This window comes from Desulfomicrobium salsuginis (assembly GCF_054657795.1).
This window is the reverse complement of record NZ_BAAHYA010000002.1, coordinates 339,284-354,224: the sequence shown is the minus strand read 5'-3', so window position 1 is coordinate 354,224 and position 14,941 is coordinate 339,284. Positions and strand designations below refer to the sequence as shown.

The window sequence follows — 14,941 nt, the reverse complement described above, 5'->3', positions numbered from 1 at the left end:
TGGACGGCTTGCTGAGCTTACCCGCGACGCGGCGCCATCCCGGGTGAACAGACTGCGCCAGACAGTTCTTGCCGATTGTCGGACCAGGGCTGGCGACGCGCCGGGGTTCTTTTCCCTGACCGTGCCGACTGGCGGGGGCAAGACCTATTCGTCCATGGCCTTCGCCCTTGATCACACCGTGACGCACGGTCTTCGCCGGATCATCTATGCCATTCCGTTCACTTCCATCATTGAACAAAACGCCGGGGTCTTCAGCGCCGTGCTGGGAAGGGAAAATGTGCTGGAGCATCACTGCAATTACATGGGCAAGGACGAACCCGAAGAACGCGGGTACGACAGGTGGCGCGGCCTGGCCGCGGAAAACTGGGACGCGCCGGTGGTCGTGACCACCAACGTGCAGTTCTTCGAATCCCTGTTCAGCAACAAACCGTCGCGTTGCCGCAAGCTGCACAACATCGCCCGCAGCGTCATCGTCCTCGACGAGGCGCAGGCCATTCCCACGGAGTATCTGGACCCCTGCCTCTGCGCCCTGCGAGAGCTGGTGGATCACTACGGGTGCTCGGTGGTCTTGTGCACGGCCACCCAGCCCGCAGTGGATGACGAAAGTCTGCGCACCCGCTTGCCGGGCGTACGGGAAATCATCGCCGACCCGGCGAAACTTTACGCCGATCTCAGGCGCACCGAAGTCACCTTTGCAGGCAGACTGACTGACGAGGCGCTGGCCGGACGCCTCGACGGGCTGGCGCAGGTGCTCTGCATTGTCGGCACCAAGGCCCAGGCCAAGTCTGTGTTCGACCAGCTGCACGAGCGGGAGGGCGCGTTCCACCTGTCCACGAACATGTATCCCGAACACCGGAGGCGCACGCTCGACGCCATCCGGCGGCGGCTCAAGGACAAACGACCCTGTCGCGTCATATCGACCTCACTCATCGAAGCCGGGGTGGATGTGGATTTCCCGGTCGTCTACCGGGCCATGGCTGGCCTCGATTCCATCGCCCAGGCCGCGGGCCGCTGCAACCGCGAGGGGCGACTGGACGGACTGGGTCGGGTTGTCGTGTACGAGCCCGAAACTCCGCCCAGGATGCCATGGCTGCAGCGATGTGCCGGCCGTGCGGGCGAAACCCTTCGGTCATTGCCGACGGAAGACCCGCTCGGTCTGTCGGCAATGCGCCGATATTTTGAACTGCTCTATGACGTGCAGGAGCTGGACAAGAAACAGATCGTCAAACGCCTGAACGCTTCCGTGGGCAAGGATCTGCTCTTTCCGTTCAGGGAGACCGCCGAGGAGTTCCGTTTCATCGAGGATGAAGGGACCGCCGTGATCGTCCCCAAGGAAGACGAGGCGGAAGAACTGATTCGACAACTGCGCTTCACCGAGTTCCCGCGTCCTGTCCTGCGCAAGGTGCAACAGTATTCCGTGACGGTCAGAAGCAGGGATCTGGCACGGCTCAGGTCCGATGGCGCCGTCGAAATGATCCGGGACACGTACCCCGTGCTGCGCAATATGGCTGCGTACAGCGACGATGTCGGTCTCTGCGTGGATGCTGGCGGGGTTTGGGAAGCTGAAGGTTTAATAGCCTGAATAAGGAGGAGGTTATGGCATTTGGCATCAAACTGCGAGTCTGGGGCGACTATGCCTGCTTCACCAGGCCGGAAATGAAGGTGGAGCGGGTGTCCTATGACGTCATGACCCCGTCCGCCGCCCGGGGTATTCTGGAGGCCATTCACTGGAAGCCGGCCATCCGCTGGGTGGTGGACAGAATCCATGTCCTGCGGCCCATCGTTTTCGACAACGTGCGCCGCAACGAGGTCAGCTCCAAGATCCCCATCAAACCCAACCCGATCACGGCCATGCGCGACAAAAGGCCGCTCTATTTTCTGGTCGATGACGGCGGCAACCGCCAGCAGCGGGCCGCGACGCTGCTTCGCAACGTGGAGTACGTCATCGAGGCCCATTTCGAACTGACCGACAAGGCCGGACCGGCGGACAACGAGGGCAAGCATCTGGACATCTTCAACCGCCGCGCGCGCACAGGACAGTTCTTCCATCAGCCGTGCCTGGGCTGCCGGGAGTTTCCGGCGTCCTTCGAACTGCTGGAAGGCGATGTCCCGCCGTCCTGTTACGCCGGAGAGAAGCGCGAACTGGGCTACATGCTGCTGGACATCGATTTTGAGCGCGACATGACCCCGCTCTTCTTCAAGGCCATCATGCAGGACGGAGTGATCGCTCCGCCGTCACGTCTGTCTCCGGAGGTGCGGGCATGATTCTGCAAGCACTGCACGGGTATTACGAACGCATGAGCGCAGACCCGGATTCGGGCATTCCTCCGTATGGCACCAGCACGGAGAACATCTCTTTTGCACTGGTGCTGGACGGGGATGGGAATTTGCGGGGCATTGAGGACCTGCGGGAGCAGGATGGCGGGAAGTTGCGGCCTCGGAAGATGTTGGTTCCGATCGCCGAAAAGAAAGCCAGCGGCATCAAAGCCAATTTCCTTTGGGATACGACAAACTATGTACTCGGCAAGGACGACAGGGGAAATCAGGGGCGAACGGAACAATGCCATTCCGCCTTTATCGAGCATATGAAAGCATATTGCGATCCTTCAGATTTTGGTCTTGCGGCCGTTTTGAAGTTTCTCGAACACGAAGACAAAGATATTTCCGGTTTTCCAAATCCTGAAGAAATCATCGGCTCCAATGTAGTTTTTCGGATCGAGGGCGAACGCGGCTTTGTTCACGATCGTCCTGCTGCACGCAAGGCGTGGGCGACATGTCTGAACCAAAAAGAACAGGGGGTGCTTGGGCAGTGCCTGATTACCGGGGAATGCTCAAAGCCGATTGCCAGGCTTCATCCGTCAATAAAAGGAGTTCGTGGCGCTCAGTCCGTTGGGGCGTCAATAGTGTCGTTCAATTTATCGGCCTTTAAATCGTACGGAAAGGAGCAATCGATCAATGCTCCCGTGAGTCAAGAGGCTGCATTTTGCTATGTGACCGCCTTGAATTATCTGCTGAGTCCGTCAAATCGCCAGAAAATCACCATCGGCGACGCCACAATCGTCTTCTGGGCCGAGCGCACCAGCCCTGCGGAAGATTTTCTGGCCGATCTCTTTGATCCGTCGTCACAATCGCCACAGCCGGAAACCGCTGTCGATCATCAGACCGCGATCAAGCTGCACGACCTGCTCCAAGCCATCCGTTCCGGCAAGCACGCCGTCGATATCGTGCCCGACCTGGATGAATCCGTGCATTTCTATGTACTGGCCCTGGCTCCCAACGCCGCCCGCCTGTCCATCCGTTTCTGGGAAGTCGATACCGTGGGCGGTCTGCTGCACAAGATCGGCAGGCATTTCCGGGATCTGGAAATCATCCGGCAGTACGACAACGAGCCGGAGTTTCCGCCGCTCTGGCTCCTGCTTCGGCAGACCGCGACGCTGAACAAGAGCGAGAACATCTCGCCCGTGCTGGCCGGAGGCGTGGCCAGGGCCATGCTCACCGGCGGGCAGTACCCGCAAAGCCTGTTGCCGGCGGTGCTCGGCCGCATCCGCGCAGAACACGCGGTGACGTATTACCGGGCCGCGCTCATCAAGGCATTTTTCACGCGAAACAAACAGTTGGAGGTACCCGTGTCACTCGCCCCCGCAAGAACAGACCGCCCGTATCTGCTTGGCCGACTTTTCGCCGTCCTGGAAAAAGCCCAGGAAGAGGCGATTCCCGGAGCCGGCGCGACCATCAAGGATCGCTATCTGGCCTCCGCGTCGGCCAATCCGGGACAGGTCTTCCACATGCTGCTCAAGAACGCGGCCAACCACACGGCCAAGCTGCGCAAAGACCCCGAAAAGAAAGGGATGGCCTTTCATTACGAAGTCATGATGCAGGACATTATCAGCGCCTTCAGCGACTTCCCGACTACCATGTCATCCGAGGATCAAGGCCTGTTCATGATCGGCTACTACCACCAGCGCAAAGACTTTTTCACCAAGAAGAGCAAGGAGAACTAACCATGACCGCCATCGCCAACCGCTACGAATTCGTGCTGCTTTTTGACGTCGAGAACGGCAACCCCAACGGCGACCCGGACGCGGGCAACATGCCGCGCATCGATCCTGAAACAGGGCATGGGCTGGTCACGGATGTGTGCCTGAAGCGCAAGATCAGGAATCATGTGGCTCTGGCCAAGGAAGGAGCTACGGGTTTTCGCATTTATATTCAGGAGAAATCAGTATTGAATACAAGTCACTTAGAAGCATACACCGAAGCCCAGCTGACGCATGAAGCGAAAAAATTGCCCAAAAAACTCGAGGATGCGCAAAAAATAACCGGATGGATGTGCGCCAACTTCTACGACATCCGCACGTTCGGCGCGGTCATGACGACCGAGGTCAACTGTGGCCAGGTGCGCGGCCCGGTGCAACTTGCCTTTGCCAAAAGCGTAGAGCCGATCATCCCGCAGGAAGTCAGCATCACCCGTATGGCCGTGACCAACGAGAAGGATCTCGAAAAGGAGCGCACCATGGGCCGCAAGCACATCGTGCCCTACGGCCTGTATGTGGCGCACGGCTTTGTCTCCGCGCCGCTGGCGGAAAAGACCGGCTTCTCCGACGACGACCTGGACCTGCTCTGGGATGCCCTCGCGAACATGTTCGAGCATGACCGCTCGGCGGCCCGGGGCCTCATGAGCAGCCGCAAGCTCGTTGTCTTCCGGCACGAGAACAAGCTCGGCAACGCCCCGGCGCACAAGCTCTTCGATTTGGTGCAGATCAGGCGCGCCGAGGGCTCCGCCGGCCCGGCACGCTCCTTTGCCGACTACACGGTCACGGTTGGCCAGGCTCCCGCCGGCGTCGAGGCCATTGAAAAACTCTAACCGCACACCATGGCGTCGCGACGGTGCGAACTGCCACGACGCCATGGAGATTCCCAGGAATCGGAATCAGTCATGAAACACATGAACGCCTCGACCGAAAAGACGCTGGCCAGGCGCGCCACGGAGCTCGGCAACAGCGCGGACCCGCAAGCCCTGCCCGAGCTGCTGGAGCTGGCCAAATCCGTGTCGCCGCTGGTACGTAGACTTGCGGCCTCGGGTCTGGGCAAACTGGCGGGTATGGCGGATCCTGCTCCGGCCGTGGAAGCGCTGCATCCGCTGCTGAGTGACGGCCATCCGCAGGTGCGACAGTACGCGGCCAAGGCCCTTGGCTCGTATGGGGCCGCAGCCCGGACCGTGCTGCCGGATCTGCGCGATCTCTATGCCAACCCCGCAGAGCGAGATTACGTCAAGCGCAGCGTGCTTACGGCGGGAAAGCTGATCCGCGCGGCCTCGGATATCGCGGACCGCGCGGTCGTGCATTGCTGCCAGCGGTGCGGCGTGGAACTGGCTGCCGACGAATATGTGCGCAGCCACAAAGCCTTTCAGCGACCATTCTGCGATCACTGCTTTGACGAGGTCTTCCTGGAGCGCCGCAACTACGAAACCAAGATCGAACTGCAGAAGACCATCCGCGCCAAGGACGGCAGTTGGGTGCAGTCCGAGGGCGAAAGGCTTGTCTGCGAGGCCCTGAGCGCCGAGGGCATCCGCTATCGGTACGACGAACGCTTTCGCATCCTCGACGGCTACGCCATCCGACCGGATTTCTATCTGCCCGAGTTCGATGTCTATATCGAGTATTGGGGCATGGAGACCGCAGACTACAAGATCGGCATGCTCAAGAAGCAGCAACTGTATCAGCAGCAAGGCAAGCGGCTCATCTCCCTGTACCCGGCAGACAAACCGCGCATGCGCGAACTTCTTCTGGACAGGCTGAGGCGCTGCCTTTGACGCGCTCTTCTACCAAGCCGCGACGTCGCAAAGCGTAAGGGAAGTCAATCATCGTGTATACGGAAGAGGACCTTCTCCCCATATCGGCCTTGCAGCATCTGCTCTATTGCGAGCGGCAATGCGCGCTCATCCATATCGAGCGGGCCTGGGAGGAGAATCAGTTCACGGCCGAAGGCCGCATCCTTCACGAAAAGGTTGATGCCGGAGAGGATTTTGTGCGTGCGGGACGGCGCATCGCACGCAGTCTGCCCTTGCGCTCCCTGCGACTCGGGATGTCCGGTCTGGCCGATGTGGTCGAGTTCGGCCCTGAAAAGGGGGATGTGTACCCCATCGAATACAAGCGGGGCCGCAGCAAGGCCGCCAACTGGGACAGGATTCAGCTCTGCGCCCAGGCCATGGCCTTGGAGGAGATGCTCGGCGTGACCATCGCCGAAGGGGCGCTTTTTTACGGAAAGACCAGACGAAGAGAGGTGGTCGCATTCGATGCCGCCTTGCGTGAGGAAACGGTCGAAGCATCGGCGCGTCTGCATGAACTGGTCGCGTCGGGCAAAACCCCTGCAGCCCACTACGAAGCGAAGTGCGAGGCCTGTTCACTGATCGATCTGTGCATGCCGGAACTTCCACGAGGCAAAAGCGTCAGGAAGTATCTGGCTGCAATGGCGGACACCGAATGAAGAAGCTGCTCAATACGCTCTACGTGACGACTCAGGGCGCATATCTGGCCAAGGACGGGGAATGCGTGGCAGTGCGCGTGGACAATGAAGTCAGGCTGCGCGTGCCGGTGCATACCCTCGGCGGCATCGTCTGTTTCGGGCAGGTCTCGTGCAGCCCGTTTTTGATGGGATTCGCCGCCGAGCGCGGGCTGGGCTTCAGTTTCCTGACCGAGAACGGGCGTTTTCTGGCCCGGGTGCAGGGGCCTGTTTCCGGCAATGTTCTGCTCCGACGTGAGCAGTATCGCCGGGCGGATTCTCCGGAGGCAAGCGCAGAGGTGGCCAGGTCCATCATCAGCGCCAAGATCATCAACGCCCGACGCGTGGTACAGCGGGCCCTGCGAGACCATGGCGGTAAGATCGACGGATCAGCCTTGGACAATGAGGCTTCGCATTTGAAGGATTGCCTGCAGCGTCTGCAGCAGCCGGTCAGCCTCGATGTCGCCCGCGGCATCGAGGGCGAAGCGGCCAACGGTTATTTCGGCGTGTTCGACCATCTGATCCTCTCGGGGGGACCGGAATTCCGCTTTGTTGGCCGCAGTCGACGCCCGCCGCTGGATCGGGTCAACTGCCTGCTGTCGTTCATCTACACCCTGCTGGCTCATGATGTACGCAGCGCTCTGGAATGCGTCGGACTGGATTCCGAGGTGGGATTCCTGCACCGGGACAGGCCCGGACGCCATGGACTGGCGCTCGACGTCATGGAAGAGTTCAGGGCCTTCGTCGGTGACCGTCTGGCACTTTCGCTCATCAATCTGGGGCAAATCAAGAAAGACGACTTCGAGATTCTGGAAACCGGTGCGGTCAGGATGACCAATGACGCCCGAAAAACGCTGCTGGTCGCTTACCAGAAACGCAAACAGGATGAGATCGTGCATCCGTTTCTGAATGAGCGGATTTCCATGGGGCTCGTCTTCCATGTACAGGCCATGCTCATGGCGAGATGGCTTCGCGGCGACGTGGATGGATATCCGCCGTTTGTGGGGAAATGACGACATGCTGGTACTCATAAGCTACGACGTGAGTTTCGAGGACCCGGGGGGTGAGAGACGTCTGCGGCGCATCGCCAAAGCCTGTCAGGATTACGGGCAGCGGGTGCAGTATTCCGTATTCGAATGCGTGGTCGATCCGGCGCAATGGGCGAGGCTCAAGCACAGGCTGCTGACCGAAATGGATGAGCGGAAGGACAGCCTGCGTTTCTACTATCTGGGCGCCAAATGGAAACGAAAGATCGAACATGTAGGTGCCAAGCCCGCGTATGACCCGGAAGGCCCCTTGATTTTGTAGCGCGAACCCCAAGCGGCCCCGTTTTTCCTGGTAGGTTCGCGATTACGGGAACGATTTGTTTTGGTTTGCAAATATTGGATTTGGTTGGTGGCGAACGGAACATTTGTGACTTCTCCGACATGATTCGCGGAATCGTCTTGAGGAGCGCAATGATACCAACATGTTTTGCACCCAACAGTCGCCCTCCGCGTGGAGGGCGTGGATTGAAACTCATCACTCCTCCTCGACCTCAACGGTCCAATCAAGTCGCCCTCCGCGTGGAGGGCGTGGATTGAAACCCTTCACCGCCTCCCCCAGCGCGTTGTGCCGGGCGGTCGCCCTCCGCGTGGAGGGCGTGGATTGAAACACCCAAGCAGATATATAAACCTTAACGCTATATGGTCGCCCTCCGCGTGGAGGGCGTGGATTGAAACGCCGCTGGCGGGCAGGCGCTGCGTCGGTTTGCGGTCGCCCTCCGCGTGGAGGGCGTGGATTGAAACCACTCGCCAGAATTTGTCTTGCCGTCCGTCCATGTCGCCCTCCGCGTGGAGGGCGTGGATTGAAACAACGCTCGTGCCGAGGGCCACGGGAAGGCCGTCAGGTCGCCCTCCGCGTGGAGGGCGTGGATTGAAACAGAAAAAGAGTTTGGGATCACTCAGGAATACTTGAGGTCGCCCTCCGCGTGGAGGGCGTGGATTGAAACCACTTCCTCTTGCTCCTCGTCTTCCATTGCATCATGTCGCCCTCCGCGTGGAGGGCGTGGATTGAAACGGTGGATAGAAGGTGTCCCAGAATGGGCTGTCATGTCGCCCTCCGCGTGGAGGGCGTGGATTGAAACCACCCGCAGCCCAAGCGGCACCAGGATGCCCAGCGTCGCCCTCCGCGTGGAGGGCGTGGATTGAAACGGGCAAGTCGCCACGGGGCTGGCGCCTGCTGGCGTCGCCCTCCGCGTGGAGGGCGTGGATTGAAACCTCGTCCGCGCCCTCGCCGTAGAAGGCGATGATGTCGCCCTCCGCGTGGAGGGCGTGGATTGAAACAAAACAGTTCTTTGATGCGGTGCCTATCACCACGTCGCCCTCCGCGTGGAGGGCGTGGATTGAAACTCTGTCAGGTCAAAGTCTGGTGGTTGTATCTGGGTCGCCCTCCGCGTGGAGGGCGTGGATTGAAACAACTGATAGTAACGTAGGAGGTATTAATGCGTCGTGTCGCCCTCCGCGTGGAGGGCGTGGATTGAAACGACTACGTCCCGGTACTGTCCGGGGCACAAGGCAGTCGCCCTCCGCGTGGAGGGCGTGGATTGAAACCCGGCAGACCTCTCGCGCGCCGTCCTCCCCGAAGTCGCCCTCCGCGTGGAGGGCGTGGATTGAAACTCGACGCCAAACGCATAGCCTCGATCATGGACGCGTCGCCCTCCGCGTGGAGGGCGTGGATTGAAACTACAATGATTAGCAACGTCATTACCCATATCCACGTCGCCCTCCGCGTGGAGGGCGTGGATTGAAACATTATCGTCAACCTGTACGGCTTCGAGCACCATGTCGCCCTCCGCGTGGAGGGCGTGGATTGAAACGTGGGCATTGCCGGTGACGCGGCGGGGAATGTAGGTCGCCCTCCGCGTGGAGGGCGTGGATTGAAACGCCGCCGAGGGCCAGGCTGGCGTCGAGTGGAGGGAGTCGCCCTCCGCGTGGAGGGCGTGGATTGAAACCTGATCGTGGAGACGGTGCTTTGAACTGGCGTGGTCGCCCTCCGCGTGGAGGGCGTGGATTGAAACGCCAGCAATATCAGTTTTGCCGCCAAAACGCATAGTCGCCCTCCGCGTGGAGGGCGTGGATTGAAACATGGTCTTGATGACCTTGCGCACGATCAGAGGCGACATGCTGGTCGTCCGCCTCATCGAGACAACGCCAAAAAACAAACCCTCGCCGCAACTTACGACGAGGGTTTGTTTTTGTTTTGAGCCGGTTCTGGGCCGGCGTGTCATCTGGAGCGGGAAACGGGATTTGAACCCGCGACTTCAACCTTGGCAAGGTTGCACTCTACCACTGAGTTACTCCCGCTGGTCTATGGAGGCGGCATCCAGATTTGAACTGGAGAATGGAGGTTTTGCAGACCTCTGCCTTACCACTTGGCTATGCCGCCGTCTTTCTCGTGGAGCGGGAAACGGGACTCGAACCCGCAACCCTCAGCTTGGAAGGCTGATGCTCTAGCCATTGAGCTACTCCCGCCCGCGAGGTCATGCAGCTACTGCACGGTGCGCAGTAGCGTCAAGCAAAAATAAGGAGTTAGCCTAAACCCAGGCCCGGCTCCATGATGCGTCCCGTCAGCGTCGTTTCGTACCCGCCCAGGGCCTCGATGCGGGCCTTGAAGGCCTCGGAGCGGATCAGTTCAAGAACCGTCTCGATCTTCCAGTCGGCCAACTCCGGCAGAAAGGCCAGATCGTAGCGCTCACGGGCCAGGGGCACGAAATCCAGGCCCAGGGCCTTGGCCGCGGCGTAGATGCCCAGCCCGCAGGACGCCGTGCCGGTCAGGACGTTGACGGCCACGGCCATGTGCGTGAACTCCTCCTTGTCGTAGCCCTGCACCTGGCGCGGGTCGATTCCGGCCTGTTTCAGGTGGTAATCCAGGAGGATGCGCGTGCCTGCCCCACGTTGGCGGTTGATGAAACGCACGTCAGGTCTGGCCAGATCCTGCACTCCCCGGATGCCCAGGGGGTTGCCCTTGGCCACGATGAGGCCCTGATGGCGGATGGCCAGGTTGACGCACGCCACGTCCAGGCCCGGCAGGTACTTGCGGAAGAAGGGGAAATTGAAATCCCCGCTCCCTTCATCGAAAAGGTGCGTCCCGGCCATGAGGGCCGAGCGGTTCTTGAGGGCCGTCAGGCCGCCCATGGAGCCGACGTGGCTGGAGGAGATGCGCACGGGCCGCGGCAGCCCCATGAGCTCGTTGCCCAGGACGTCGACGATGTTGTCGTGGCTGCCGACGACGACCAGGGTCTGGTCCAGCTCGGCCTCGGGCACGAGCAGCTCGGCCCGGACCAGGCTCCCGGCCTCTGTCCCTTCGGAGTCCGACGGGATGCGCGTCACGCCCTGGGCGCGGATGAGGGTCGTCAGCATGCCCGCGCCGCGGCCAAGCGGCGTGCCCACGTACTTCTCACCTACCCGGCCGATGGCCAGGCGGACCAGTTCCTCGGTGCCGAGCTTGGAAGGCACCTTGCGCGACAGCTCCGCCTCCACGACGGGCCGCGCCGGCACGGTCCTGCGGGACAGCCAGGACAGCAGAGGAATGAGCAGTTCCTCGAAGCAGACCACGGCCGAGACCGGGTAGCCGGGCGCGCCGACCACGAGCTTGCCCTTGACCACGCCCAGGATGGAGGGTTTGCCGGGCATGACGTCGATGCCGTGGACCAGGACCTGCCCCAGCCCTGCGATGATGGAGCGCGAAAAATCCTTGGACCCGGCCGAGGACCCCGCCCCCACGACCACGACGTGGGCCGGTCCGTCCACGGCGGCCAAAACGGCCGCGGTCAGGGCCTCCTCGTTGTCGGGCACCGGGTTCACGCGGGTGAACAGGCAGCCCTGCCCCGCGGCCAGGCCGGCGAAGACCTGGGAGTTGCTCTCGATGACCTGACCGGGCTTCGGCGACGGGCGCAAGGTGAAGTCGAGGACCTCGTCGCCCGTGGGGATGAAATCCATGCGCAGCCTCTCCCAGACCGGCACCTCCCAGATGCCCGCGCTCAACAGGCCCCCCACGTCGTAGGGGGAGAGCGTCCGGTTCTGGGGCAGGAGCAGCTCCGTGGCCACGATGTCCTCGCCGATGCGGCGCACGTGCTGCATGGGGAAGACCGGGGTCTCGATCTCGATGGCCCCGTCGTCCTCGCGCACGACCTTCTCGATCATGAGCACCCCGTCCATGCCCGCGGGCAGCGGATGGCCCGTGTTCACGGCCACGCACTGGCTGCCCTTGGACAGCCGCACGGGACGGCCTTCGCGGGCCGTGAAGGTGGACTCGGCGCGCACGGCGTACCCGTCCATGGCCGCGCTGTGAAAGGTCGGGGAGGAACACACGGCGTACACGGGCGCCGCCGTGACCCGGCCGCAGGCCTGGTGCGAGGGCACGGTCTCGGCCCGGACAAGGGTTTCCCGGTCCAGGGCTGCCATGGCCAGGGCCACGGCCTCGGCCACCGGCACCGTTTTCAGATAGATGTTTCGCTGTTTCATGAATCCCGCAGTGGTTAGAAAATCCAGACGTCCACGTCCCGGCCGGCCGTCAGGCCTTCCAGGGACGCGTCGAGACGCAGCAGGCCGTCGGCGTCGAGCATGGTGCGCAGCAGCCCCGACTTGCCCAGACGCGGCATGGCCGTGAGGCGGCCGTCGCGGTCCTCCAGCCTGACGCGGACATAGTCCTCCCGGCCGGGCTTGGAGGACAGATTGGCCCCGAGCACGGCCCGGCGCATGACCCGGCCCCCCGGGTCGAAGGCGCCCGCCTCGCCGCCCAGATGACGCAACAGGGGCTGGCCGAAGACGAGCATGACCACCTGGGCCGAGGTGACCTGTCCGGGCAGGCCAAGGACGGGCTTGCCCCCGACGCGGGCCAGGATGGTCGGCTTGCCGGGGCTGATGGACACGCCGTGGGCCAGGATTTCGGCGTCCTCGAAGGATTCGAGGACCTCGATGGTCAGATCGCGCGTGCCGATGGAACTGCCGCCCGAGATGATGACCGCGTCGTTCTCGGCCAGGCTTTCGGCCAGTGCCCGCCGCAGGGCTTCGCGCACGTCCGGGACCAGGCCGTGGTTGCGGGCCAGGGCCCCGGTCTGGCGGGCCAGGCAGGCCAGGGTGTGGGAATTGACGTCGCGCACCTGGCCGGGACGCGGCGCGGCGTCCACGGGCACCAGTTCGTCGCCCGTGGAGACGATGCCGCAGCGCGGAAGGCGGAAGACGTTCAGGGAGGTCCGGCCCAGGGCGGCCAGCAGGCCCACGTCCTGGGGGCGCAGCCGCCGACCGGCGGGCAGGGCCACGTCGCCGACTGCCACGTCCTCGCCGGCAAGCATGACGTTTTCGCCCGGAGTCGCGGTCTTGCGGATTTCGACGGTGGTCTCCCCCAGCATCTGGGTGTGCTCGACCATGATCACGGCGTCGGCGCCAGGTGGCAGGGTGCCGCCCGTGGCGATGCCCATGCACTCGCCCGCGCCCAGCGGGTGGCTGACGACCTCGTCGATGGCCGCGCTGCGCATCAGCTCCAGGTAGCCGGGGTTGCCTTCGCTGGCGCCGAAGGTTTCGGCCGCGCGCACGGCGTAGCCGTCCATGCAGGAGCGGTCCACGGCCGGTATGTTCTCACCGGCCGGGACGTCGGCCGCCAGAACCCTGCCCAGGCAATCGTCCAGGGGGACATCCTCGCTGCCGACGGCCTGGAAGGCGGACAGCAGTTCGCAGAATCTGGCCGGGCTGATGACCCGGAAGAAACCGTGATCCATGACCTACTCCGGCTTGAAGGACGAAAGCTTGTGTTCTGGGTAGGCGTCGGCGTAATACTGCACGTTGTCCCCGAAAAGCTCCTGGGCCTTGGTCTTGGCAAAGGCCTCGACGTCCTGCTGCAACTGCATGAACTGCCTGGCCAGCTGGCGTCCGACAGGAGTCAGCTCGTAGCGTTGCCCCTTGCCCTTGACCTTCTGCACCAAGGGCTTGCCGATGCTCTCCTCGGCGGCCTTGAGTTTGCCCCACGCCGCCCGGTAGGACATCTTCATTTCCGTGGCGGCCTGCCGCAGGGATCCGTACTCCTCGATCTTCTCCAGCAGCAGGGCCCTTCCGATGCCCAGGAAAATCTTCTCGTCACGCTCGAACCAGAGATGCAGACGCATGGTCAGGGTTTCGCCCATCGCGGAATCGGTCATGTTCCCTCCCTCGGCTTTCGCCTCGCTTGGATAAGGTGTCGGAAATTCAACAGATAATTCTCTAATGCAAAGCACGTCGCAAAACAAGCATTGTGATGTAACGTCAGACACGGTAGGAACGGACCCGTTCCTCACCCTTCATCAACGGAGACCGCTCATGCTCGAAGCCCGGAAAGCACAGGAATTGCTCGTCAAAAAGATCGCCGCCTGCAGAACCCGCGGATTTCTGCCCACGGAACTGATCGATCTGGTCGAAAAAATCTATACGCGGCAACTCGAATCCCGCGACCAGGCTAACGTGCCTGCCGCCCAAACCATGGAGGTGGCGGACGCCCTGCAGCAGTCCCAGGGAGCACCCATGACGGAACGCAGCCGCTTCCCCTTCGACCGCGACCAGGCAACGGCGCTCTTTCACGAATTTCTGGGGTTCCTCCCGTCGAGCATCCCCGCCCTGGCCGAGGCGGCCGCGATCATCTCCAAGGCCGTCGAGGACGGCAGGCTCGACCTCGACGCCGCCATGCAGGCCCATCTGAACGGCGACGAAGCCTGGTTCTCCGGCTGGGCCAAGGAAACGCCTTCGGCTCCGCGCACCCTGCCCATGCTCGTTCAGGCGGCCATGACGCCCTCCCTGGAACGCGCCGCGCTGGAACTGGCCGCCAGGACCGACCTGACAAAATCATGGTCCCACGGCCACTGCCCCCTGTGCGGAAGCATGCCCATCATGTCGGACCTGCGGGAAAAGGAAGGGTTCCGCTACAACATCTGCGGCTTCTGCCACGCCGAATACCACGCCGTACGCCTGCAGTGTCCGTTCTGCCTGGAAAAGGACATGGCCAAGCTCGAATACTACGAGGCCAAGGAAGAGCCTGGCGTGCGCATCAACGCCTGCAAAAGCTGCAAGATGTACATCAAGCAGACGGATTTCCGGAATCTTGACCGCCGCACCCTGCCCCTCATGGATGATCTGGAATCGCTGGCCCTGGACATCGTCGCCCGGGACAAGAAATACAAGCGCCCCACCCTCTCAGCCTGGGGGTTCTAGAGTCGCCGGCTGACTGCGGCCCGCCGCGAAGACTCAGACACCGAAAAGAAAAACGGGACACGGATTGCCGCACACGCACAAGTTCGCAATGACGCCCTGCCACAAACGTCATTGCGAGGAGTCTTCGACGCGGCAATCCATCTTCATTTTCTGCATGACAAAGCGGCATGAAAGGCATGGATTCCCGCCTTCGCGGGAATGACACTGAAGCAGGGCGTACGGTC

Annotated in this window: 12 protein-coding genes, 3 tRNA genes and 1 CRISPR repeat array; of the genes, 9 read left to right on the top strand and 6 right to left on the bottom strand. The window is 62.1% G+C overall.

Features of this window, described 5'->3' with window-relative positions:
• Positions 1-43 precede the first annotated feature (43 nt).
• From cas3 to cas2, 8 genes are all read left to right on the top strand, one after another.
• Positions 44-1,582 (top strand): CRISPR-associated helicase Cas3', encoded by a 1,539-nt coding sequence (gene cas3, locus ACYQ3G_RS08860; protein ID WP_459824957.1) that lies wholly within the window; start codon positions 44-46, stop codon positions 1,580-1,582.
• Positions 1,583-1,596: 14 nt separating this feature from the next.
• The gene (cas5c, locus tag ACYQ3G_RS08855) at positions 1,597-2,265 is read left to right on the top strand and encodes a type I-C CRISPR-associated protein Cas5c (protein ID WP_459824955.1); all 669 of its coding nucleotides are present in this window, start codon (positions 1,597-1,599) and stop codon (positions 2,263-2,265) included.
• Complete coding sequence (cas8c, locus tag ACYQ3G_RS08850) at positions 2,262-4,001, top strand: type I-C CRISPR-associated protein Cas8c/Csd1 (protein WP_459824953.1); 1,740 nt, start codon at positions 2,262-2,264, stop codon at positions 3,999-4,001. The genes cas5c and cas8c overlap by 4 nt, the downstream gene beginning before the upstream one ends.
• Before the next feature lie 2 nt (positions 4,002-4,003).
• On the top strand, positions 4,004-4,864 hold the full coding sequence (gene cas7c / locus ACYQ3G_RS08845; RefSeq protein ID WP_459824950.1) for a type I-C CRISPR-associated protein Cas7/Csd2: 861 nt from the start codon (positions 4,004-4,006) through the stop codon (positions 4,862-4,864).
• 72 nt (positions 4,865-4,936) lie between these two features.
• A complete protein-coding gene (locus tag ACYQ3G_RS08840) occupies positions 4,937-5,812 on the top strand; it encodes a HEAT repeat domain-containing protein (RefSeq protein WP_459824947.1) in 876 nt (291 codons plus the stop codon).
• A gap of 53 nt (positions 5,813-5,865) precedes the next feature.
• Positions 5,866-6,486, top strand: a complete 621-nt coding sequence (gene cas4 / locus ACYQ3G_RS08835) for a CRISPR-associated protein Cas4 (RefSeq protein ID WP_459824945.1) — start codon at positions 5,866-5,868, stop codon at positions 6,484-6,486.
• Entirely contained in the window at positions 6,483-7,514 is a 1,032-nt protein-coding gene (cas1c, locus tag ACYQ3G_RS08830; RefSeq protein ID WP_459824943.1) for a type I-C CRISPR-associated endonuclease Cas1c, read from the top strand. The genes cas4 and cas1c overlap by 4 nt, the downstream gene beginning before the upstream one ends.
• A gap of 4 nt (positions 7,515-7,518) precedes the next feature.
• Positions 7,519-7,809: a CRISPR-associated endonuclease Cas2 gene (gene cas2, locus ACYQ3G_RS08825; protein ID WP_459824941.1), complete on the top strand. Its 291-nt coding sequence runs from the start codon at positions 7,519-7,521 to the stop codon at positions 7,807-7,809.
• A 177-nt stretch (positions 7,810-7,986) separates the two neighbouring features.
• A CRISPR array of direct repeats spans positions 7,987-9,626; the repeat unit is 33 nt; unit sequence GTCGCCCTCCGCGTGGAGGGCGTGGATTGAAAC.
• Positions 9,627-9,770: 144 nt separating this feature from the next.
• Here cas2 and ACYQ3G_RS08820 read toward each other — a convergent pair.
• From ACYQ3G_RS08820 to ACYQ3G_RS08795, 6 genes are all read right to left on the bottom strand, one after another.
• Positions 9,771-9,845, bottom strand: a tRNA-Gly gene (locus ACYQ3G_RS08820).
• 7 nt (positions 9,846-9,852) lie between these two features.
• Positions 9,853-9,927: transfer RNA gene (locus ACYQ3G_RS08815), tRNA-Cys, on the bottom strand.
• A 10-nt stretch (positions 9,928-9,937) separates the two neighbouring features.
• Positions 9,938-10,013, bottom strand: a tRNA-Gly gene (locus ACYQ3G_RS08810).
• Positions 10,014-10,070: 57 nt separating this feature from the next.
• Positions 10,071-12,005, bottom strand: a complete 1,935-nt coding sequence (locus ACYQ3G_RS08805; protein WP_459824939.1) for a molybdopterin biosynthesis protein — start codon at positions 12,003-12,005, stop codon at positions 10,071-10,073.
• Positions 12,006-12,019: 14 nt separating this feature from the next.
• Positions 12,020-13,258, bottom strand: coding sequence for a molybdopterin molybdotransferase MoeA (locus tag ACYQ3G_RS08800; RefSeq protein WP_459824937.1), 1,239 nt, complete (start codon positions 13,256-13,258; stop codon positions 12,020-12,022).
• 3 nt (positions 13,259-13,261) lie between these two features.
• Positions 13,262-13,675: a winged helix-turn-helix domain-containing protein gene (locus tag ACYQ3G_RS08795; protein WP_459824935.1), complete on the bottom strand. Its 414-nt coding sequence runs from the start codon at positions 13,673-13,675 to the stop codon at positions 13,262-13,264.
• A 157-nt stretch (positions 13,676-13,832) separates the two neighbouring features.
• Between ACYQ3G_RS08795 and ACYQ3G_RS08790 the strand changes: the two genes are divergently transcribed.
• Complete coding sequence (locus tag ACYQ3G_RS08790; RefSeq protein ID WP_459824933.1) at positions 13,833-14,717, top strand: formate dehydrogenase accessory protein FdhE; 885 nt, start codon at positions 13,833-13,835, stop codon at positions 14,715-14,717.
• The last annotated feature ends 224 nt before the right edge of the window (positions 14,718-14,941 follow it).

Excerpts from the sequence above, each read along its gene's own strand:
- cas7c (WP_459824950.1), top strand. The coding sequence starts at position 4,004 with ATGACCGCCATCGCCAACCGCTACGAATTCGTGCTGCTTTTTGACGTC.
- cas2 (WP_459824941.1), top strand. The coding sequence starts at position 7,519 with ATGCTGGTACTCATAAGCTACGACGTGAGTTTCGAGGACCCGGGGGGT.
- ACYQ3G_RS08795 (WP_459824935.1), bottom strand. The coding sequence starts at position 13,675 with ATGACCGATTCCGCGATGGGCGAAACCCTGACCATGCGTCTGCATCTC.
- ACYQ3G_RS08790 (WP_459824933.1), top strand. The coding sequence starts at position 13,833 with ATGCTCGAAGCCCGGAAAGCACAGGAATTGCTCGTCAAAAAGATCGCC.
- ACYQ3G_RS08840 (WP_459824947.1), top strand. The coding sequence starts at position 4,937 with ATGAAACACATGAACGCCTCGACCGAAAAGACGCTGGCCAGGCGCGCC.
- cas1c (WP_459824943.1), top strand. The coding sequence starts at position 6,483 with ATGAAGAAGCTGCTCAATACGCTCTACGTGACGACTCAGGGCGCATAT.
- ACYQ3G_RS08805 (WP_459824939.1), bottom strand. The coding sequence starts at position 12,005 with ATGAAACAGCGAAACATCTATCTGAAAACGGTGCCGGTGGCCGAGGCC.
- ACYQ3G_RS08800 (WP_459824937.1), bottom strand. The coding sequence starts at position 13,258 with ATGGATCACGGTTTCTTCCGGGTCATCAGCCCGGCCAGATTCTGCGAA.
- cas8c (WP_459824953.1), top strand. The coding sequence starts at position 2,262 with ATGATTCTGCAAGCACTGCACGGGTATTACGAACGCATGAGCGCAGAC.
- cas5c (WP_459824955.1), top strand. The coding sequence starts at position 1,597 with ATGGCATTTGGCATCAAACTGCGAGTCTGGGGCGACTATGCCTGCTTC.